Raw genomic sequence first — 20198 nt, 5'->3', positions numbered from 1 at the left:
GCGCCGAAGGACGGCTTCCACGTGCTGCGGCCCACCCGCGCCTCGATCATGCTGGAGGCGGGAGGGTCCGTGGTGACCACGGCACGGTGGCTCGGGCACCTGCTCGCCGGCGATCACCCTCGGTTACTATGCTCACTTCGTGCCGAAGCGGATTCTCTCCGGGGCCGACGGCGGGCACATCCCGTCGTGCGGCACCTCCGGAGCCGGTGGTGGAGGGCAAGGTGGAAGGGACAGGTGACCTGAGGACATGCTGAGAGAGGTCACCACCACTCGCTACCTCGCGCCCCTGCACGAGGGCGGCTCGCTGCCGGGACTCGTCGAGGCCGACGACCTGGGCACGTACGTCGTGAAGTTCACGGGCTCCGCGCAGGGCCGCAAGGCGCTGGTCGCCGAGGTGATCGTCGGTGAGCTGGCGCGCGCCCTCGGGCTCCGCTTCCCGGAGCTGGTCCTCGTGCACTTCGACCCCGCGGTCGCCGAGCACGAGCCCCACCAGGAGGTCCAGGACCTGTTGCGCGCCAGCGCCGGGGTGAACCTCGGGATGGACTATCTGCCGGGCGCGCGGGACTTCACCCCGGAGGTCGCCAGCACCTTCGCCGTCGACCCGCTGGAGGCGGGCGGGGTGATCTGGCTGGACGCCCTGACGGTCAACGTCGACCGCACGGTGCACAGCTCGAACCTGATGATCTGGCCCACCTTCGGTATCGCGCCGCCGCGGCTGTGGCTGATCGACCACGGCGCCGCCCTCGTCTTCCACCACCGCTGGGACGCCTCCGCGCCGGAGAAGGCCTACGACTTCCGGCACCACGCGCTCGGCGGCTGCGCCCCGGACACCCGGGCGGCGGACGCGGAGTTCGCGCCCAAGGTGACGGAGGAGCTGCTGCGGGAGGTCACGGCCCAGGTGCCGGACGCCTGGCTCGCGGACGAGCCCGGTTTCGAGACCCCCGACGAGGCCCGGGACGCGTACGTCGGCTATCTCCTCGCCCGGGTGAAGGCGTCGGCGGCCTGGCTGCCCACGGACTTCCCGAGCCGCGAACAGCTCGCCGCCGAGGACGCGGACCGGGCGGCGCGAACCGAGCGGGGGCGGCCGAACTGGCTCAAGCGGGTGCCGGACCTGCACGGCAGACCGGCGGCGGAACAGGATTGGTCGGTGCACCTCGAATGACCACGATGCCCTCGGCAAGCGCTCACCGCGTGCAGATCGAGTACTGCACCCAGTGCCGCTGGCTGCCGCGCGCGGCCTGGCTGGCGCAGGAACTGCTGACCACGTTCGAGACCGAACTCGGTGAGCTGTCCCTCAAGCCCGGCACGGGCGGCGTCTTCGTGGTCCGGGTCGACGACGAGGTCGTCTGGGACCGCCGTGAGCAGGGCTTCCCGGAGCCCACGGCGGTCAAGAGGCTCGTACGCGACCGAGTGGCCCCGGGCAGATCCCTGGGCCACTCGGAGAGATGACGGCTCGACGGCTCAGCCGACGAGCTGCTCGTAGGCGGGCAGCGTGAGGAAGTCCGCGTAGTCCTCGTCCAGGGACACCGTCAGCAGCAGGTCGTGCGCCTGCTGCCAGTTGCCCGCGGCGAAGGCCTCCTCGCCGATCTCGGCGCGGATGGCGGCCAGTTCCTCGGCGGCGATCTTGCGGGCGAGCTCCGGGGTGGCGCTCTCGCCGTTCTCGAAGACGACACCCGCGTTGATCCACTGCCAGATCTGCGAGCGCGAGATCTCCGCCGTCGCCGCGTCCTCCATCAGGTTGAAGATGGCGACCGCGCCGAGGCCGCGCAGCCAGGCCTCGATGTAACGGATCCCCACCTGGACGGCGTTGACCAGACCCCCGTAGGTGGGCTTGGCGTCGAGCGAGTCGACGGCGATCAGGTCGCCGGCGGCGACCGACACGTCCTCGCGCAGCCGGTCCTTCTGGTTCGGCCGGTCGCCGAGTACGGCGTCGAAGGAGGCCATCGCGATCGGGACGAGGTCCGGGTGGGCCACCCACGAGCCGTCGAACCCGTCGCCCGCCTCGCGGTCCTTGTCGGCCTTGACCTTCTCGAAGGCGACCTTGTTGACCTCCTCGTCGCGCCGCGACGGGATGAACGCCGCCATACCGCCGATGGCGTGCGCGCCGCGCCGGTGGCAGGTGCGGACGAGGAGTTCGGTGTACGCGCGCATGAACGGGGCCGTCATCGTGACCGCGTTGCGGTCCGGCAGCACGAACTTCTGGCCGCCGTCACGGAAGTTCTTGACGATGGAGAAGAGGTAGTCCCAGCGTCCCGCGTTCAACCCGGAGGCGTGGTCGCGGAGTTCGTAGAGGATCTCGTCCATCTCGTACGCGGCCGTGATCGTCTCGATCAGGACGGTCGCGCGGACCGTGCCCTGCGGGATGCCGAGGTGGTCCTGCGCGAAGACGAAGACGTCGTTCCAGAGGCGGGCCTCCAGGTGCGACTCCGTCTTCGGGAGATAGAAGTACGGGCCCTTGCCGAGGTCGATCAACCGCTGCGCGTTGTGGAAGAAGTACAGGCCGAAGTCGACGAGCGCGCCGGGCACGGGCGTGCCGTCCGCGGCGACGAGGTGACGCTCGTTCAGGTGCCAGCCGCGCGGTCGCACGACGACGGTCGCGAGGTCCTCGTCCGCCTTCAGGGCGTACGACTTGCCGGACTTCGGGTCGGTGAAGTCGATGTTCCGGGTGTAGGCGTCGGTCAGGTTGAGCTGGCCGGTGACGACGTTCTCCCAGGTGGGCGCGGAGGCGTCCTCGAAGTCCGCGAGCCACACCCGGGCCCCCGAGTTGAGGGCGTTGACGGTCATCTTGCGGTCGGTGGGGCCGGTGATCTCCACCCGGCGGTCGTTCAGGGCCGCCGGGGCCGGGGCCACCCTCCAGGAGTCGTCCGCGCGGATGGCGGCGGTCTCCGGGAGGAAGTCGAGCGTGGAGGTGCGGGCGATCTCGGCGCGGCGCTCCGCGCGGCGGGCGAGGAGCTCGTCACGCCGGGGCGTGAACAGCCGGTGCAGCTCGGCCACGAAGGCGAGGGCCGCGTCCGTGAGGACCTCTTCCTGCCGGGGCAGGGGCTCGGCGTCGACGATGGCCAGCGGGGACGGCGCTGGTGCGGACATGAGCTGTCACTTCCTTCAGCGAGCGTGGCACCGGGTGCCAGGCGACCCGGGCAGGGCAGTGAGCGCCTGGAGAGCAGCACGGCGCTTCTGAACAGTGGATAGTAGTTTCCTCATGGTGGAAGTTCAATGATTTGTTGATATCGAGATTCTCCGGGTCGAGGCACTATGGCGCTCAGTGCCACGCCGCTCACTCAAGGTGTCCCAGATCGTCCTCCGTGTCGATGTCGTACGGTCTCGCCACGTCCCCGCACTCGACGAGGGTGATCGCCGCGGCCCGCTCCTCGAGGTAGGCACGTGCCCCGCGGTCGCCGGTCGCACTCGCCGCGATGCCCGCCCAGTGGGCGGCGCCGAAGAGGACGGGATGGCCACGCGTGCCGTCGTACGCGGCCGAGACCAGGGAGGTCTCGTCCCGGTACGCGGCGAGCACCCGGGCGACCGCCCGGGGCCCGATGCCGGGCTGGTCGACCAGCGAGACCAGCGCCGCCCGCGCGCCCGTGCCGTCGAGCGAGCCGAGCCCGGCCCGCAGCGACGAGCCCATACCGCGCTCCCACTCCGGGTTGTCGACGAGCACGCATCCGTCGAGGCGTGCCCGCTCCCGTACGACGGCGGCGTCCGCCCCCAGCACCACGTGGACGCGTGTGCACCCGGCCGTTCGCAGCACTCCCGCGGCGAACTCCACGAGGGGGCGCCCCCGGTGTTCGAGCAGCGCCTTGGGTCGCCCGCCGAGCCGTCGTCCCCCGCCCGCCGCGAGGAGCAGCCCGGCGACCTGGTCTTCCCTGTGCGTCATACCTCCTGCATACCTGACCGCGCGTCGACCGCACGGTTTCGGGAGGCTGAATTTCGGTCCGTGCTGTGGCGCCCACCTCACCGGGTGGCGTTTACTGGCCCGCGTCCCTCGGTGCCCGACCGACGCCCTGGGGCGCACGACATGCGGGCGCGCGGCCGAGACGACCGCGCGCCGGGGTGGGCGAGGGGGGAGAGAGCTGTGTTGCGGAGCTTGGGGCAGAGGTCAGTGACCGGCAGCGACGAGGACCCGAGAGTGGCGGAACTGCGGACCGCCGTCTCCCGGCTGCGCCGTGAACTCGCGGTGCACCCGGTGGAGTTCCCCGACCGGGGCATCGCCGAGGACGAACTCGCGGCGCTCGCCGCGATGGCCCTCAGCGGCGCCCCCGAGATCCCCCGACTGCGCCGCTCCCTGCTGCTGATCGCCGGCTCGATCGGCTCGGTCAGCGCGCTGGCGACGGGCCTCGCGGAGGTGCGGAGCGCGGTGGAGCTGTTCGGACGGCCGCCCCTGCGGTAGCCGGGCCCGGCGCGGTCAGGCGACCCAGCGCGGGCGTCCGGTGTCCGCGCCGGCCGCGTCGAGACCGCCGTCCAGGGCGGCGGCGACCCGGCGTACGGCCTCCTCGAGCACCTCCGGCGCCAGGGTGTAGGGGAAGCGCAGCCGGGACTCATGGGTGCCCGGGTCCGCGCCGAAGCGGGCGCCGCCCTCGATGCGTACGCCCTGGGCGAGGGCCGCGCGGGCCAGCGGCGAGGCGATCGGACGTCCCAGATCGATCCACAGGGACAGACCGCCCGGCGGCGACTTCCAGCGCCAGTCGGGGAGATGACGGCCCAACGACTCGGCGAGCGCGTCCCGCTGGGCCCGCAGCCGCGGCAGCCGCTCGGCCAGCACCTGGTCCGTGCGTGCCAGCAGACCGAGGGCGACCAGCTGGTTCAGGACCGAACCGCCCATGTCCACCGGCACCCGCGCGGTCGCCAGTTCCGTGATCAGCCGCGATCCCGCGCGTACCCAGCCGAGCCGCAGCCCGCCCCAGTGCGTCTTGCTCAACGACCCCACGGTCACGATCTGTTCGCCCATCCCGCGCGGGGCGAGCGACGCGAACGGCACGGCCGAGGGCACCTCCAGCGCGATGTCCGTCATCGTCTCGTCGACCACCAGCCAGGTACCCGTCGCGCGCACCGACTCCAGTACGGCCAGGCGCTGTTCGGGCGGCATCAGACGGCCGGTCGGATTGTGGAAGTCGGGGATCAGGTACGCGAGCCGGGGTGCCGCCTGCCGCAGCGCGCAGTCGATCAGCCCCGGGTCCCAGCCGTCCTCCGTGACGGGAACGGGGGTGGTGCGCAGCCCCGCGCGCCGCATCGTGTCGAGCGCGTTCGGATACGAGGGGTTCTCGACCAGGATCCGGTCACCGGGCCGCCCGAGCAGCCCCAACGTCAGCGAGAGGGCCTGCTGGGCCCCGTTCGTGATGAGGATCTGGTCCGGCAGGGTCGGCAGGCCCCGCTGGGTGAACCGCTCCGCGACGGCGGCCCTCAACTCCGTTATCCCGTAGGGGTGATAGCCGGGGGTCGAGGCTCGCACGGCCAGTAGTCCGGCTGCCTCCGTGAAAGCCTCCGCGAGCTGCGTCCCGGGCGCGCCGGGCGCCGCGATGGCCAGGTCGATCACCCCGTCGCCGGCCGGGAAGGAAGCCACATTGGCCGGGCGGTGGCCGTCGGGCAGCTCCGTCCATGTCCCCGCACCCCGCCTGCTGCGCGCGAACCCGTCCTCCCGCAACAGGTCGTACGCCGCCGTCACCGTGGCACGGCTGATCCCGAGCGTGGCGGCCAGTTCGCGCTCCGCGGGCAGCCGGACGTGCAGCGGGATCCGGCCGTGCAGGAGGAGCGTGCGGACCCCGTCGGCGAGGGCGCGGTATCCGAGGCGGCCGTCGGTACGGGGGGCGGCGGACAGCAGCCCGGCGAGCTGCCGGCTTCCCAGCGTCCTGCCCATTCCGTGGACGATCGGTCCGTTCGCCATGCCAACTCCCTCGCATTGGCCCTGTGGGGCAGGCCAATCAGCGTACAGACTTCGCGGACGCGGCGGGAGTCGCGGGGAAGTGGCCCACGCAGGGGTGCGGGAAGGGGAGCGGAGCGATGCCGATCGACACCGGAGACGTCTGCGGAAAGGCGAGCGGAGACGATCGCCGCTCCGCTGGTCACCGCTCCACCGATCGCCGCTCCACCGGTCACGGTCTCACCGATCGCCAGGAGCGGGAGATGCAGCGCCGCGCGGAGGAGCGGATGCCGGGGGTGTCCCTGGGGGAGTGGTTGCGCAGGCTGGCCGCCGGGGCCGGGGCCGGGGCCGGGGCCGGGGCCGGGGCCGGGGCCGGGGCCGGTGTCGGCCGTGGCGGGCTCGGGCTGCCGTGGCGCCCCAGGGGAAGGGCCTGAGGGCCTACGTCCTCATCGAGTGGGGGGCCGTCAGGCGTTCGGGCCCGAGCTCGCCAAGGCCTCCGACAGCTCCACGGCGACCTGCTGCAGCACCGGCACGATCTTCTCCGTGGCCGCCTCGGTGACACGGCCCGCGGGGCCGGAGATCGAGATGGCGGCCGCGGTGGGGGAGTCGGGGACGGAGACGGCGAGGCAACGGACGCCGATCTCCTGTTCGTTGTCGTCGACCGCGTAGCCGAGCCGGCGCACCTCCTCCAGCGCGGTGAGGAAACCGTCCGGCGTGGTGATCGTCTTCTCCGTCGCGGCGGGCATGCCGGTACGGGAGAGCAGCGCGCGCACCTCGTCCGCCGGGGTGTTCGCGAGCAGTGCCTTGCCCACGCCCGTGGAGTGCGGCAGCACCCGGCGGCCCACCTCGGTGAACATGCGCATCGAGTGCTTGGAGGGCACCTGCGCCACATAGACGATCTCGTCCCCGTCGAGCAGCGCCATGTTCGCCGTCTCGCCGGTCTCCTCGACCAGACGCGCGAGGTAGGGGCGGGCCCAGGTGCCGAGCAGCCGGGACGCGGACTCGCCGAGCCGGATCAGCCGGGGGCCGAGCGCGTAGCGGCGGTTCGGCTGCTGGCGTACGTAACCGCAGACCACCAGTGTGCGCATCAGCCGATGGATGGTGGGCAGCGGCAGCCCGCTGCTGGCGGAGAGCTCGCTCAGACCGACCTCGCCCCCGGCGTCGGCCATGCGCTCGAGCAGATCGAAGGCGCGCTCGAGGGACTGGACACCGCCGCTCGGCGCGGATGACTTGGCGGAGGTGTTTTGCGCTGGGGCGTCGCTGGCGCGGGACGTCGGCACGGCGCGGTCCTTTCGAGGCTGACAGGCAGTGATGCAGCCTACCCGGGTGTCGGTTGACTCCTCGGTGGCGCATGACTACGTTCTGCTTTGTGGAAGTCTATTTCCATTCTGTGGAAACATCCAGAGAGTGCGCACGCGAGGTGAAGGGTGGAGCGTGCTCTTGACGGCGGGAAGGCGGGAGTGAAGACTCCTTCAACAGAACGTTGAATTTCGTTACGTGGAAGTAAACAGCGGTATCGGAAGGCGACAGCGGCGAAGAGAGGGGTCCGGGTGTCCGAGGTCGGAGGAGTCGAGCTGATGCTGCGCTCGACGCGTGTCATCACTCCCGAGGGGACACGCGCGGCCGCGGTCGCGGTCGCCGGGGGCAGGATCACGGCCGTGCTCGCGTACGACGCCGAGGTGCCGCCCGGCGCCCGTCTGGAGGACTTCGGCGACGACGTCCTCCTTCCCGGCCTCGTCGACACCCACGTGCACGTCAACGACCCCGGCCGCACGGAGTGGGAGGGCTTCTGGACGGCGACGCGCGCCGCCGCGGCGGGCGGCATCACCACGATCGTCGACATGCCGCTCAACTCCCTCCCGCCGACGACGACCGTCGACCACCTCCGTACGAAGCAGGACGTCGCGCGCTCCAAGGCGCACGTCGACGTCGGTTTCTGGGGCGGCGCGCTGCCCGACAACGTCAAGGACCTGCGCCCCCTGCACGACGCGGGCGTGTTCGGCTTCAAGGCCTTCCTGTCGCCGTCCGGCGTGGAGGAGTTCCCGGAGCTCGACCAGGACAGGCTCGCCCGGTCCCTCGCCGAGATCTCGGGGTTCGGCGGCCTGCTGATCGTGCACGCCGAGGACCCGCACCACCTGGACGCCGCCCCTCACCGGAGCGGCCGGCGGTACGCCGACTTCCTCGCCTCACGCCCGCGCGACGCCGAGAACACCGCCATCGAGAACCTGATCGCGCAGGCCCGGCGCCTCGACGCCCGCGTGCACGTACTGCATCTGTCGTCCTCCGACGCGCTGCCCGTGATCGCCGCGGCGAAGGCCGAGGGTGTCCGGCTCACCGTGGAGACCTGCCCGCACTACCTCACGCTCATCGCCGAGGAAGTCCCGGACGGCGCCTCCGAGTTCAAGTGCTGCCCGCCCATCCGCGAGGCCGCCAACCAGGACCTCCTGTGGCAGGCGCTGGCGGACGGCACGATCGACTGTGTCGTCACCGACCACTCGCCGTCGACGGCCGACCTCAAGACGGACGACTTCGCCACCGCCTGGGGCGGCATCTCGGGGCTGCAACTGAGCCTGCCGGCCATCTGGACCGAGGCCCGCAGACGCGGCCACGGCCTGGAGGACGTCGTCCGCTGGATGTCCACCCGTACGGCGAGGCTGGTCGGTCTCGACCACCGCAAGGGGGCCATCCGGGCGGGCCACGACGCCGACTTCGCCGTCCTCGCGCCCGACGAGACGTTCACCGTCGACCCCGCCGCGCTGGAACACCGCAACCGGGTCACGGCCTACGCGGGCAGGACCCTCAGCGGCGTCGTGAAGTCCACCTGGCTGCGCGGCGAACGCGTCATGTCCGAGGGCCGGTTCACCGAGCCGGCCGGCGAACTCCTCTCCCGGCACCCTCGGCTTCCGTAACCGCCCAGGACTTCCATGGCCACCCGTGGCCCCGTGGCCCCGTAGTCATCCGAGAGGCCACGCGCCGTACCCGCACCCGCTGTACCCGCACCCGCACGTGCGCCCGCACCGGCCGACTCCCGAAAGGCAGACCTGATCATCGTGACGGCGATTCCCCGCTTCACCGGCGACGCGAACCCCTACGGCGGCGGCGACCCGTACGCCGACTACCGCACCGCCGAGTTCCCGTTCGCGCGGGACGCCGACCTCGCGGACCGGCGGCTCGGCGCGGGTGTCGTCGCCGCCAACGACGAGTTCTTCGCCGAGCGGGAGAACCTCCTCATGCCCGGACGCGCCGAGTTCGACCCCGAGCACTTCGGCCACAAGGGCAAGATCATGGACGGCTGGGAGACCCGCCGCAGGCGCGGCGTCTCGGCCGACCACCCGTGGCCGACGGCCGAGGACCACGACTGGGCGCTGGTCCGCCTCGGCGCGCCCGGCGTGATCAGCGGCATCGTCGTGGACACGGCCCACTTCCGCGGCAACTACCCGCAGGCCGTGTCGGTGGAGGGGGTGTCGATGCCCGGCTCCCCGTCGCCGCGGGAGCTGCTGGCGGACGACGTGAAGTGGACGACCCTCGTCCCGCGCACAGCGGTCGGCGGCCACGCGGCCAACGGATTCGCCGTCGACGTCCCACAGCGCTTCACGCACCTGCGCGTCAACCAGCACCCCGACGGCGGCATCGCGCGCCTGCGGGTCCACGGCGAGGTCGTCCCCGACCCGGCGTGGCTCGCCGCGCTCGGCACCTTCGACGTCGTCGCCCTGGAGAACGGCGGCCGGGCCGAGGACGCCTCCGACCGCTTCTACTCGCCCGCCACCAACACCATCCAGCCGGGACGCTCCCGCAAGATGGACGACGGCTGGGAGACGCGCCGCCGCCGTGACACCGGGCACGACTGGATCCGCTACCGGCTCGTCGCCCGGTCGGAGATCCGCGCCCTGGAGATCGACACGGCCTATCTGAAGGGCAACAGCGCGGGCTGGGCGTCGGTGTCGGTACGGGACGGTGAGGACGGCGAATGGCGGGAGATCCTCCCCCGCACCCGTCTCCAGCCCGACACCAACCACCGCTTCCCGCTCACCGTGCCCGCCGTCGGCACCCACGCGCGCGTGGACATCTTCCCGGACGGCGGCATCTCCCGGCTGCGGCTGTTCGGCTCGCTGACGCAGGACGGGACGGCGGGACTGGAGGCCAGGTACCAGGAGCTCGGCGGCTGAGTCCTGAGACCGGGCCCGGGACCTGAGGCCGGGTATCAGGAGGTCGGCGGCTGAGGCCGCCTGTCCGACGACCCGCGACGATCCGTGCGGGGTCCGGGGTCCGGCGTTCGGGGTCCGGCGTTCGGGGTCCGGGGTTCGGCGGTCGGCGCCCGAGGTCGTCCGCGGCCCGCCGCGCCGACGCGCGAGGCGTCAGAGCTGGTCGTCGGCGGGGCCGCGGGAACGGCCGCCCCGGAGCTGCCGCCAGTGCGTGCGGTACAGCACGTAGTAGAGCGCGGCGACCACGGAAGCGGCCTGCAGGCCCAGCCCGAGCGCCAGGAAGGAGTCCTCGCTCGAGAGGCGGTTGGTCAGGAAGGTGAAGTTCATGCCGAAGAACCCGGTCAGGAACGACAGCGGCAGGAAGATCATCGAGACGACGGTGAGTCTGTTGATCACGAGGTTCTGCTGATCGGCGACGATCGACGCGTAACTGCCTGCCGCCCGCCGCGTCGCGTCCCGCAGCGACTCGATCTCCAGCAGCACCAGCTGCACCGTGTGCTCGTGCAAGCTGTTCATCGCCCGCCGCTCCTCGGGGATGCCGTGAGCGGTCATCCTCCGGCGGACGAGGATCTCCTGGACGACCGAGGCGTACGGCAGGAACGCGCGGTGCAGGTGGGCCGCGCGCCGCCGCAGCCGGGCCAGCGCCTGGGCGTGCTGCGGCTGCCGCTCCTCGAACATCGCCTCCTCCAGGTCCTCGACCTCCAGATGGGCCAGCGTGACGGCCCGGCGAAAGCTCTCCAGGACCCCTTGCAGGATCAGATACAGCGCGGTGACCGAGTCGGCGGGCCGGTCGTGCCGCAGCCGTTCGACAAAGGTGTCGATCAGCTCCACGGGGCCACGGTGGACCGTGATCACGTGTTCCTCGTCCGCGTGGATCTGGACGTAGACGATCCGGTCGCCGCAGACCACGGGGACGATGCCCGCGGCCACCCCCTCGTGGTAGTCGGCGCGCGCGTGCTCCTGCCGCTCGCCGAGCCACTCCCAGATCTCGTCGTCCAGTCCGAGCCGGCGCGACAGGGGCCGGTCGTCCTCGGACGGGGACTCCTCGCCCAGATCGATGTCCACGATCACGAATCCGGAGGCCGTCAGACGCTCGCGGGCCCCCCGCAGGTCCGTGCGCACGACGACGCCCTCAGGCATCGACACCACCGATACGATCATCGTCCCTCACCGTGGATGACGTGCCCGATCACGGCGCAGGACGCCTCGGCATGTGCAAACTGCAACGTCCACCGCACACTACCGCCGAAGGCCCCGCGCGCAGCCGACCGGGGAACCTGCCGTGTCCCCGCCGGACCCGCGCAACCCGTAGCCCTCACGCATGTCCGCCGGTACGGTGATCGTTCCCCCGTGCGAGCCGGTGCCGTCTCCACGCCCGCGCCCGCCCCGCTGGAGACCGCTCCGATGTCGACGATCGCCGTACCCGGCGCGCTCGCACCCCGCCGCGCCTGGCTCACCGACCTGCCCCTGCTGCTCGTCGCGGCGGTGTGGGGAGCCAGTTACCTCGCGGCCAAGGACGTCACCACCGCGCGGACGGTGATCGCCGTGCTGGTGCTGCGCTTCGCCGTCGCGCTGCCGGTGCTGGTGGCGGTGGGATGGCGTTCCCTGCGCGCGCTGAGCGCCGCGCAGTGGCGCGGGGCCGCCGTGCTGGGCCTGATCCTGAGCGGGATCTTCCTTCTGGAGACGTACGGCGTCGTGCACACCTCGGCGACCAACGCGGGCCTCGTCATCAGCCTCACCATGATCTTCACGCCGCTCGCCGAGTCGGCCGTGAACCGTGTCCGGCCCGCCCGCGGGTTCCTCGCCGCCGCCGGAGTCTCCGTACTCGGCGTGGTCCTGCTGACCCAGAGCGGTGGTTTCACCCGTCCCTCGCCGGGCGATCTGCTGATGCTGCTCGCGGCCGTCGCACGGACCGGGCACGTACTCGTCATGTCCCGCAGCAGGGCGGTCCGGGGTGCCGGCGCGCTGCCGCTGACCACGGTGCAACTGGGCACCGCGGTGCTGGTGTTCGCGCTGCTGTCGGCCGGCGCCGACACCACGCCCTGGGCCGCGGCCGCGGACTTCGGGGCGCGGGAGTGGGCCGGGCTGCTGTTCCTCGCCGTGTTCTGCACGCTCTTCGCCTTCTTCGTACAGATGTGGGCCGTGCGCCGGACCTCGCCGTCCCGGGTCGGCCTGCTGCTCGGCACCGAGCCGCTGTGGGCCGCCGCCGCGGGCATCGCGCTCGGCGGCGAACGGCTGGGCGCGGCGGGGCTGCTGGGCGGTGTTCTCGTCATCGCCGGGACCGTGTGGGGACGCCGGGCGGCAGGTTAACTCGCGGAAAACTCATCGGACTCGACGGGAGAAATCATCGACCTTGACATTGACATGTCACTGTCTACGCGCGTCATCCTAGGGGCCATGAGATTCCCCCCACGAATCACTCGCATCGGTTCCCTCGTCGCCCTCATGTCCGCGCTGCTCATCGGCGGGAGCACGGTCGTGCCCGCCAACGCCGCGGCGACCGCGGTCGGCAGCATCTGCTACGGCCAGCTGCCGTCGCAGGCGTACGACACGCTGGACCTGATCGCCTCCGGAGGCCCCTTCCCGTACTCGCAGGACGGGGTCGTCTTCCAGAACCGCGAAGGTGTCCTGCCCACCCAGTCCACCGGCTACTACCACGAGTACACCGTCATCACGCCGGGCTCCTCGACGCGGGGCGCCAAGCGCATCGTGACCGGCAAGAAGACGCGGGAGGACTACTACACCTCGGACCACTACGTCACGTTCAGGCTGATCAACTTCGGCTGCTGATCCGAGGGTGACCCGGTTGCCCGGGAGTCCGGTCGGTGCTCAGCCGGACTCCCGGCTCCCGGCGGCGGCGAACAGCGCGCACGAGAGGACGAGGAGCGCGACGCTCGTGTAGCTCTCGTAGCCGTCGAGGACGCCGAGCCGCTGTACGAGGCCCCACCCTCGCAGCCGGCCGGTCGTCCCGTGCACCAGGCCGAGAGCGCCCTGCACCAGCGCGACGACACCCAGCCCTTCCAGGAACCGCTTCACCGTTCGCTTCATGGCAAGACCCTCGCCCCGCGGACCCCCCACGTTCATCGGCCGCGGGGCGAGGCGTTCCCGTCCGGAGTTCCGTCCCGGGGCGAGAGGGAGGGACGAAAGTCCTCGCCCCTGCGACTTTGGTCGGAGATGGCGGGCGGGAAGAGGTCACGGCGGATCCGGCTGCGTAGATTTGTCGACCGTGAGTGCTGACCATCCCCCGTCCATACCGGGGAACCTGTCCGCGCCGGGCCTGCCGGTGTCCCCGGCGCTGCTCCTGCCCGGGCCGCGCTGGCTGCTGCCGTCGGCCGTGGCCGCCGAGCTCGACCCCGGACAGACCGGCAGAGGCGGGCGGCCCCGGCGTACCGTGCGCGACTGGATCGTCGACTTCGGCTGGTTTCTGCTGGCCGTCGTCGTCGGAGTGCTCGCCGCGGACACGCTGACGGGTGACCCGAACATCCCGCACGGTCTGGCCGTCGCCGACCAGTGGATCGGCGCGCTCGCCTGCGCCGTGGTCTGGCTGCGCCGGCGCTGGCCGGTGGGGCTGGCCGTGGCGATGATCCCCGTCGGGCTGGTGTCGAACACCGCGGGGGGCGCCGGGCTGGTCGCCCTCTTCACCCTCGCCGTGCACCGGCCCTTCCCGTACGTCGCCTGGATCGCCGGGAGCCAGCTCGCCCTGCTCCCCGCCTACTTCTGGCTGCGCCCCGACCCCGATCTGCCGTACCTCGCCGCGGTGCTGGTCACCGCGCTGCTGACCGCCGCGGTGGTCGGCTGGGGCATGTTCGTACGGTCCAAGCGGCAGCTCATGCTGAGTCTGCGGGACCGGGCGCGGCGGGCCGAGACGGAGGCCGCGCTGCGGGCCGAGCAGGCGCAGCAGCTGGCCCGCGAGGCCATCGCGCGCGAGATGCACGACGTGCTGGCCCACCGGCTGACGCTGCTGAGCGTGCACGCGGGGGCGCTGGAGTTCCGGCCGGACGCGCCCCGCGCGGAGGTCGCGCGGGCCGCGGGGGTGATCCGGGAGAGCGCGCACGAGGCGCTGCAGGACCTGCGGGAGATCATCGGCGTGCTGCGGGCGGGGGACGCCGACGACGCGGGGCGGCCGCAGCCGACGCTGGCCGCGCTCGACGCGTTGGTCGCGGAGTCGCGGGAGGCGGGCATGAAGGTGGTCCTCGATCTGGTCGTGGCGGACCCCACGGGCGTGCCCGCTTCCGTCGGCCGCACCGCCTATCGCATCGCCCAGGAAGGGCTGACCAACGCCCGCAAGCACGCGCCGGGCACGGTGGTCACCGTCCGGGTCACGGGTGGGTTCGGGGACGGTCTGACCGTGTCCGTGCGCAATCCGGCACCGTCGGGGGAGGTGCCGCACGTGCCGGGGTCCGGGCAGGGGCTGATCGGACTGACCGAACGTGCCGCCCTCGCGGGTGGGCGGTTGTCGCACGGGGCCGAGGAGGACGGGGGGTTCGAGGTGCGGGCGTGGCTGCCTTGGGGCGGGTGAGGGTCCCTGAGCCGGCGGGGCGGGGCGGTGTCGGGCGGTGTCGGTACGTGGAGCCCGTCGCCGCGGTACGTGAGCGGGTGGTGGTGGGGGCGGGGCCGTGCCGGTACGTCGAGCCCGGCGCCGTTGGATCAGGCGTGGGCCGGGCAGGGGGAGCCGCTGCTCGATCCGGGCGTGAGCTACGGGCTGCGACGTACCGGCACGGCCCCTCGCGTGCGTCGTCGGGTACGGGTCCGCGGTGGTTCGGGGTCCGGCGACCCGTTTTGGGTGTGGGGTGGTTTCGGGACGGGGCTCAGTGCGTGCGGGGGATCACTCGGTGGCCCGCCGTTCCGTACACCCATGGCGATGTCTCGTCGATGAAGTCGGTCGGGAAGCCGGTGCGGAAGCCGGTGACCTCCTCCAGGGTGGTCACCAGCTCCGTGGGCAGGGTCAGTTCGGCCGCGCCGAGGTTGTCGACGAGCTGCGTGACGTGGCGGGCGCCCACGATGGGGTGGACGGCGGGGGAGCGGGCCATGGTCCAGGCGATGGCGACCTGGGCGGGCGAGGCGCCGAGTTCGTCGGCCGCCGTCTGGACGGCCCCGGCCACCGTCCGCTCCAGTTCGCCGATCGCCTCCGGGGAGAGCCGGGTCGCCTCGCCCGGGAGCACACCGCCCGGCCGGGTGTACTTGCCGGACAGGATGCCGTTCTGCAACGGGCTCCACGCGGCGATCGACATGCCGAACGCCTCGGCCATCGGCAGGAGTTCGCGCTCGGCGTCCCTGCTCAGCAGGCTGTACGGCACCTGGAGCGCCGCGAACGGTGACCAACCCCGCCACTCGGCGAGGGTGTTGGCCCGTGACACCACCCAGGCCGGGGCGTCCGAGATGCCCACGTACAGGACCTTCCCGGACCGTACGGCGTCGTCGAGGGCGCGCATCGTCTCCTCGACGGGTGTGTTCCGGTCCCAGATGTGGACCCAGTAGATGTCGATGTAGTCGGTTCCCAGCCGCCGCAGGCTCGTGTCCAGGGAGAGCGCGAGGTTCTTGCGGTGGTTCCCGGCGGCGTTCGGGTCCGCGCCGTCGCGGGAGACCGTGTACTTGGTGGACAGCACGAAGCGGTCGCGGCGCCCCTTCAGCAACTCGCCCACGATCTCCTCGCTGGCCCCGCCACGGTAGTTGACGGCGGTGTCGACCACGTTCCCGCCGGCCTCCGCGTAGGCGTCGAGGATCCGCGCGCACTCCTCCTTCGGCGCACCCACGCCGTCCTGCTCCCCGAACGTCATCGCACCGAGGAACAGTTCGGAGACACGAAGGCCGGTCCGACCCAAGAGCCGATAGCGCACTGGGAAACTCCTCCTGAGGTCTGCTGTCACGACGTCTCACGGTCGGCCGGCGTGGCGCGTCGGCTCCCGGTCAACCGACCGTAGTCGCCGGACGCGGGCCGGGAGACGGAATCGGCACGCCGGACGCGCCGGGGCGGAATCACTACGGTAGGCGTCATGAAAGCGATCCGACTGCTTCTGGTCGACGACGATCCGCTGGTGAGGGCGGGCCTGTCCTTCATGATGGGCGGCGCCGACGACATCGAGATCGTCGGTGAGGCCGCCGACGGCAGCGAGGTCGAGGCGCTCGTCGACCGCACCCGCCCGGACGTCGTCCTGATGGACATCCGGATGCCGACGGTCGACGGCCTCGCGGCCACCGAGCGGCTGCGCGGCCGTCGGGACGCCCCGCAGGTCGTGGTCCTCACCACCTTCCACGCCGACGAACAGGTACTGCGGGCGCTGCGCGCGGGCGCCGCCGGGTTCGTCCTCAAGGACACCCCGCCCGCCGACATCGTCGACGCGGTCCGCCGGGTCGCGGCCGGCGACCCGGTGCTCTCACCCACCGTCACCCGCCGGCTGATGGAGCAGGCGGCCGGTGGCCCCGCCGACACCCGCCGCGGCACCGCCCGCGAACGGATCGCCGTCCTCAACGACCGCGAACGCGAGGTCGCCGTCGCCGTCGGCCGGGGCGCCTCCAACGCGGCGATCGCCACCGAGCTCTACATGAGCGTCGCCACCGTCAAGACCCATGTCTCCCGCATCCTCGCCAAGCTCGGACTCAACAACCGTGTCCAGATCGCCCTGCTGACGTACGACGCCGGACTTCTGGAGGAGGACGGGCACTGAGCGCGGACCCCGCGCGTTGTTCAGGGCAACGGGAGGGCGGAGCCATGATCGACCTGGGTGAGTACGGCACGCGGTTCATGAAGGACCCCTATCCGGTGTACGCGGAACTGCGCGAGCGGGGCCCCGTCCACTGGGTGCGCATGCCGGCCCCCGGCGCGTACGAGTGCTGGCTCGTCGTCGGGTACGAGGAGGCGCGGGCCGCCCTCGCCGACCCGAGACTGTCCAAGGACAGCACCAAGACGGGGCTGACCTCCCTCGAGGACGAGCTGATGGGCCGCCATGTGCTCGTCACCGACCCGCCCGAGCACACCCGGCTGCGCTCACTCGTCGCCGGCGCGTTCACCATGCGGCGGGTGGCGGCCCTGCGCCCCCGCGTCCAGCAGATCACCGACGACCTGCTGGACGCGATGCTCCCCGCGGGGCGCGCCGACCTCGTGGACTCCTTCGCCTATCCGCTGCCGATCACCGTCATCTGCGAGCTGCTGGGGGTGCCCGACATCGACCGGGCCGCGTTCCGCAGGATGTCGAACGAGATCGTGACCCCGACGGACGGCGTCGGCGAGTTCGCCGCCGTGAAGGAACTGGCCGGGTACCTGGACGAGTTGATCGAGGACAAGCGCTGCACGGCCCCGGCCGGCGATCTGCTCGGCGACCTCATCCGCACCAGGGCCGAGGACGGCGACCGGCTCTCCCGCGGCGAGCTGCGCGGGATGGCGTTCATCCTGCTGGTCGCGGGCCATGAGACGACGGTCAACCTGATCACGAACGGGGTGCACACCCTGCTCACCCACCCCGGCCAACTCGCCGCGCTGCGCACCGACATGACCCTGCTGGACGGGGCGGTGGAGGAGGTGCTGCGCTTCGAGGGACCGGTCGAGACGGCGACGTACCGCTACGCGGCGGAGCCGATGGAGATCGGCGGCCGGGCCATCGCGGTGGGCGACCCGGTGATGATCGGACTCGACGCCGCCAACCGCGACGAGGCGCACTGCCCCGACCCGCACCGGTTCGACATCCGCCGCGCCCCACGCGGCCACCTCGCCTTCGGGCACGGCGTCCACTACTGCCTGGGCGCGCCCCTGGCCCGGCTGGAGGCGCGGGTCGCCCTGCGCTCGCTGGTGGAGCGCTGCCCGGACCTCGCGCTCGACGGACCCCCGGGCGAGCCGCTGCCCGGGATGCTGATGCGCGGCGTACGCAGTCTGCCGGTGCGCTGGTGAGTCCTCCGGTCGCGCCGGTGCGGGCCCCGGACCGGGAGCCGCACCGCGCACGCCGGTGTCGGTGCACGCCGGTTTCAGCGCGCTCCGGTGTCAGTGCACGCCGGTCTCGACGCGCTCCGGGCTCAGTCCCGTCCGGCGGGGATCTCCGCCAACCGCACCGGGCGCCGCTCCAGCCGCGACAGTTCGCAGGCCTCCGCGATCCGCAGCGCGTGCAGGGCCTCGCGCCCGTCGCACGGGTTGGCGCGTTCACCGCGGACGACCTCGACGAACGCGGCGAGCTCGGCCTCGTACGCGGGGCCGAAGCGCTCCAGGAAGCCGGTCCACGGCTTGTCGGCGGGCGGCGGCCCGGCCGGTTCGGTGGAGGCGATCGGCGTACGGTCGTCCAGGCCGACACCGATCTGGTCCAGGTCACCGGCCAGTTCCATGCGGACGTCGTAGCCCGCGCCGTTCATCCGGGTCGCGGTCGCCGTGGCGAGGGTGCCGTCGTCGAGGGTGAGGACGGCCGCGGCGGTGTCGATGTCCCGCGCCTCGCGGAACATCGCGGGCCCGGCGTCGGAGCCCATCGCGTACACCTCGACGACCTCGTGGCCCGTCACCCAGCGCAGCATGTCGAAGTCGTGGACCAGGCAGTCCCGGTAGAGCCCGCCCGACAGGGGCAGATAGGCGGCCGGCGGCGGCGACTGATCGGACGTCATCGCCCGGACGGTGTGCAGTCGTCCGAGTCGCCCCGACCGCACGGCCTCGCGCGCGGCCGTGTACCCCGCGTCGAAGCGGCGCTGGAAGCCCAGTTGCAGGACCGTTCCGGCCGCCTCGACCTCGGCGAGCGCGGCCAGCGTGCCCGGCAGGTCGAGGGCGATGGGCTTCTCGCAGAACACCGGGAGCCCGGAGCGCGCCGCCCGGCCGATCAGTTCCGCGTGGGCGGAGGTGGCCGCGGTGATGACCACGGCGTCCACGCCCCAGGTGAAGATCTCGTCCACGGTGGGTGCCGCGGTGGCGCCCAGACGGTCCGCGAGCTCATGGGCCCGCGCGGGGTCCGCGTCCGTGACGATGAGGGAGCCGACTTCGCGGTGGCGGTCAAGAGCGGTCGCGTGAAATGTGCCGATACGACCCGTTCCGATAAGTCCGATGCGCATGGGAACAAACTGAGGGCCCACCAGGCATTGTGTCAATGGTTTGTCCGGACAATCGAACTTCACAACTTCCCGTCAACATCTCCCGGAGCTACGCTCGGCGCGTGCCGAAACCAGATGTGGATCCGACCGTGTCGCTTCAGCTCAGCGTCGACCGCAGCAGTCCGGTCCCGCTGTACTTCCAGTTGTCCCAGCAGCTGGAGGCCGCGATCGAGCACGGAACCCTGACCCCGGGCAGCCTCCTCGGCAACGAGATCGAGCTCGCCGGACGGCTCGGCCTGTCCCGGCCGACCGTCCGTCAGGCCATTCAGTCCCTTGTCGACAAGGGACTGCTGGTGCGGCGCAGAGGTGTCGGCACCCAGGTCGTGCACAGTCAGGTCAAGCGGCCGCTGGAGCTCAGCAGCCTGTACGACGATCTGGAGGCGGCCGGGCAGCGCCCCGCGACCAGGGTGCTCGTCAACACCGTCGTGCCGGCGTCCGCCGAGGTCGCGGCCGCGCTGGGCGTGGCCGAGGGCAGCGACGTCCACCGGGTGGAACGCCTCCGGCTCGCCCACGGGGAGCCGATGGCGTACCTCTGCAACTACCTGCCGCCCGCCCTGCTGGAGTTGGACAGTGCCCGGATGGAGGCCACCGGGCTGTACCGGCTGATGCGTGCCGCGGGCATCACCCTGCACAGCGCCCGTCAGTCCGTCGGCGCCCGCGCGGCCACCGAGGAGGAGGGCGAGCGGCTCGGCGAGCCCGCCGGGGCACCGCTGCTCACCATGCAGCGCACCACCTTCGACGACACCGGGCGCGCCGTGGAGTTCGGCACCCATATGTACCGTGCCTCCCGCTACTCCTTCGAGTTCCAGCTCCTCGTACGCCCGTGAATCCGCCTATACCGGTGAATCCGTGGACGGCGGTGAATTGTCGTACGGCCGTGAATCCGCCTGTCGATGTGAATGTTTGGATCTTCGTGGGGCGGTGAATTCCACTCGTGATCGGAAAGCGCCTGGTGGGGGAGCGAATCGTCGAGGGCGTGGCCGAATCTCAATCGTAAGAATGTTCTGACAAACCCATTGACTGGTGTGCGGACCCGGAGCTAGAACTCCCCTCAGCCGCAAAGGAGCGGCGGGAGAGAGGGTGGTCCC

At 72.0% G+C, this 20198-nt stretch carries 20 protein-coding genes; 12 read left to right on the top strand and 8 right to left on the bottom strand.

The annotated features are described in order from the left end of the window. Positions 1-247 precede the first annotated feature (247 nt). Both OG199_RS11195 and OG199_RS11190 read left to right on the top strand, forming a co-directional pair. Positions 248-1162, top strand: a complete 915-nt coding sequence (locus OG199_RS11195) for a HipA family kinase (protein ID WP_356797505.1) — start codon at positions 248-250, stop codon at positions 1160-1162. A gap of 5 nt (positions 1163-1167) precedes the next feature. Then, positions 1168-1449, top strand: coding sequence for a SelT/SelW/SelH family protein (locus OG199_RS11190; RefSeq protein ID WP_401800976.1), 282 nt, complete (start codon positions 1168-1170; stop codon positions 1447-1449). A 12-nt stretch (positions 1450-1461) separates the two neighbouring features. On the opposite strand, the gene aceB is transcribed toward OG199_RS11190, so the two are convergent. Further along, positions 1462-3087, bottom strand: coding sequence for a malate synthase A (aceB, locus tag OG199_RS11185; RefSeq protein WP_401800974.1), 1626 nt, complete (start codon positions 3085-3087; stop codon positions 1462-1464). Positions 3088-3274: 187 nt separating this feature from the next. Further along, the gene (locus OG199_RS11180) at positions 3275-3874 is read right to left on the bottom strand and encodes a nucleotidyltransferase family protein (protein ID WP_356803610.1); all 600 of its coding nucleotides are present in this window, start codon (positions 3872-3874) and stop codon (positions 3275-3277) included. A 198-nt stretch (positions 3875-4072) separates the two neighbouring features. Here OG199_RS11180 and OG199_RS11175 point away from each other — a divergent pair, with 198 nt between their 5' ends. Further along, positions 4073-4387 (top strand): DUF5955 family protein, encoded by a 315-nt coding sequence (locus OG199_RS11175; RefSeq protein ID WP_356803608.1) that lies wholly within the window; start codon positions 4073-4075, stop codon positions 4385-4387. A gap of 15 nt (positions 4388-4402) precedes the next feature. On the opposite strand, the gene OG199_RS11170 is transcribed toward OG199_RS11175, so the two are convergent. After that, a complete protein-coding gene (locus tag OG199_RS11170; RefSeq protein WP_405829294.1) occupies positions 4403-5878 on the bottom strand; it encodes a PLP-dependent aminotransferase family protein in 1476 nt (491 codons plus the stop codon). Positions 5879-5994: 116 nt separating this feature from the next. Here OG199_RS11170 and OG199_RS11165 point away from each other — a divergent pair, with 116 nt between their 5' ends. Continuing rightward, a complete protein-coding gene (locus OG199_RS11165) occupies positions 5995-6288 on the top strand; it encodes a hypothetical protein (protein WP_405829293.1) in 294 nt (97 codons plus the stop codon). Positions 6289-6318: 30 nt separating this feature from the next. On the opposite strand, the gene OG199_RS11160 is transcribed toward OG199_RS11165, so the two are convergent. Continuing rightward, the gene (locus OG199_RS11160; RefSeq protein WP_356803603.1) at positions 6319-7134 is read right to left on the bottom strand and encodes an IclR family transcriptional regulator; all 816 of its coding nucleotides are present in this window, start codon (positions 7132-7134) and stop codon (positions 6319-6321) included. 297 nt (positions 7135-7431) lie between these two features. Between OG199_RS11160 and allB the strand changes: the two genes are divergently transcribed. Then, positions 7432-8763 carry an allantoinase AllB gene (allB, locus tag OG199_RS11155; protein ID WP_405834502.1) on the top strand — a complete coding sequence of 444 codons (1332 nt, stop codon included), beginning with the start codon at positions 7432-7434 and terminating at the stop codon, positions 8761-8763. 141 nt (positions 8764-8904) lie between these two features. Then, a complete protein-coding gene (alc, locus tag OG199_RS11150; protein WP_405829291.1) occupies positions 8905-10020 on the top strand; it encodes an allantoicase in 1116 nt (371 codons plus the stop codon). Positions 10021-10209: 189 nt separating this feature from the next. Here the strand turns inward: alc and OG199_RS11145 are convergent, their stop codons facing one another. Further along, positions 10210-11217, bottom strand: a complete 1008-nt coding sequence (locus OG199_RS11145; protein ID WP_401800961.1) for a CorA family divalent cation transporter — start codon at positions 11215-11217, stop codon at positions 10210-10212. A 243-nt stretch (positions 11218-11460) separates the two neighbouring features. On the opposite strand from OG199_RS11145, the gene OG199_RS11140 reads away from it, so the two are divergent. Both OG199_RS11140 and OG199_RS11135 read left to right on the top strand, forming a co-directional pair. Further along, positions 11461-12366, top strand: coding sequence for a DMT family transporter (locus tag OG199_RS11140; RefSeq protein WP_405834501.1), 906 nt, complete (start codon positions 11461-11463; stop codon positions 12364-12366). 87 nt (positions 12367-12453) lie between these two features. Next, positions 12454-12846, top strand: a complete 393-nt coding sequence (locus OG199_RS11135) for a ribonuclease (RefSeq protein WP_356803597.1) — start codon at positions 12454-12456, stop codon at positions 12844-12846. A gap of 39 nt (positions 12847-12885) precedes the next feature. Here OG199_RS11135 and OG199_RS11130 read toward each other — a convergent pair whose 3' ends face one another. Beyond that, a complete protein-coding gene (locus tag OG199_RS11130) occupies positions 12886-13104 on the bottom strand; it encodes a hypothetical protein (protein ID WP_401800958.1) in 219 nt (72 codons plus the stop codon). A gap of 169 nt (positions 13105-13273) precedes the next feature. Between OG199_RS11130 and OG199_RS11125 the strand changes: the two genes are divergently transcribed. Continuing rightward, entirely contained in the window at positions 13274-14575 is a 1302-nt protein-coding gene (locus OG199_RS11125) for a histidine kinase (protein WP_405829290.1), read from the top strand. Positions 14576-14864: 289 nt separating this feature from the next. Here the strand turns inward: OG199_RS11125 and OG199_RS11120 are convergent, their stop codons facing one another. Then, a complete protein-coding gene (locus OG199_RS11120) occupies positions 14865-15893 on the bottom strand; it encodes an aldo/keto reductase (RefSeq protein ID WP_405829287.1) in 1029 nt (342 codons plus the stop codon). 156 nt (positions 15894-16049) lie between these two features. Here OG199_RS11120 and OG199_RS11115 point away from each other — a divergent pair, with 156 nt between their 5' ends. Together OG199_RS11115 and OG199_RS11110 are read left to right on the top strand one after the other, a co-directional pair. Further along, the gene (locus OG199_RS11115; RefSeq protein ID WP_401800951.1) at positions 16050-16721 is read left to right on the top strand and encodes a response regulator; all 672 of its coding nucleotides are present in this window, start codon (positions 16050-16052) and stop codon (positions 16719-16721) included. 44 nt (positions 16722-16765) lie between these two features. After that, on the top strand, positions 16766-17938 hold the full coding sequence (locus OG199_RS11110; protein WP_405829285.1) for a cytochrome P450: 1173 nt from the start codon (positions 16766-16768) through the stop codon (positions 17936-17938). A gap of 122 nt (positions 17939-18060) precedes the next feature. Here the strand turns inward: OG199_RS11110 and OG199_RS11105 are convergent, their stop codons facing one another. Further along, on the bottom strand, positions 18061-19071 hold the full coding sequence (locus tag OG199_RS11105; RefSeq protein WP_266702972.1) for a Gfo/Idh/MocA family oxidoreductase: 1011 nt from the start codon (positions 19069-19071) through the stop codon (positions 18061-18063). A gap of 128 nt (positions 19072-19199) precedes the next feature. Here OG199_RS11105 and OG199_RS11100 point away from each other — a divergent pair, with 128 nt between their 5' ends. After that, a complete protein-coding gene (locus OG199_RS11100; protein ID WP_401801643.1) occupies positions 19200-19937 on the top strand; it encodes a GntR family transcriptional regulator in 738 nt (245 codons plus the stop codon). Positions 19938-20198 lie beyond the last annotated feature (261 nt).

This window comes from Streptomyces sp. NBC_01176, assembly GCF_045039825.1.
In the GTDB taxonomy this organism is placed as follows: Bacteria; Actinomycetota; Actinomycetes; order Streptomycetales; family Streptomycetaceae; genus Streptomyces.
The sequence above is the reverse complement of the archived record's forward strand: the minus strand, read 5'-3'. Positions and strand labels throughout refer to the sequence as shown.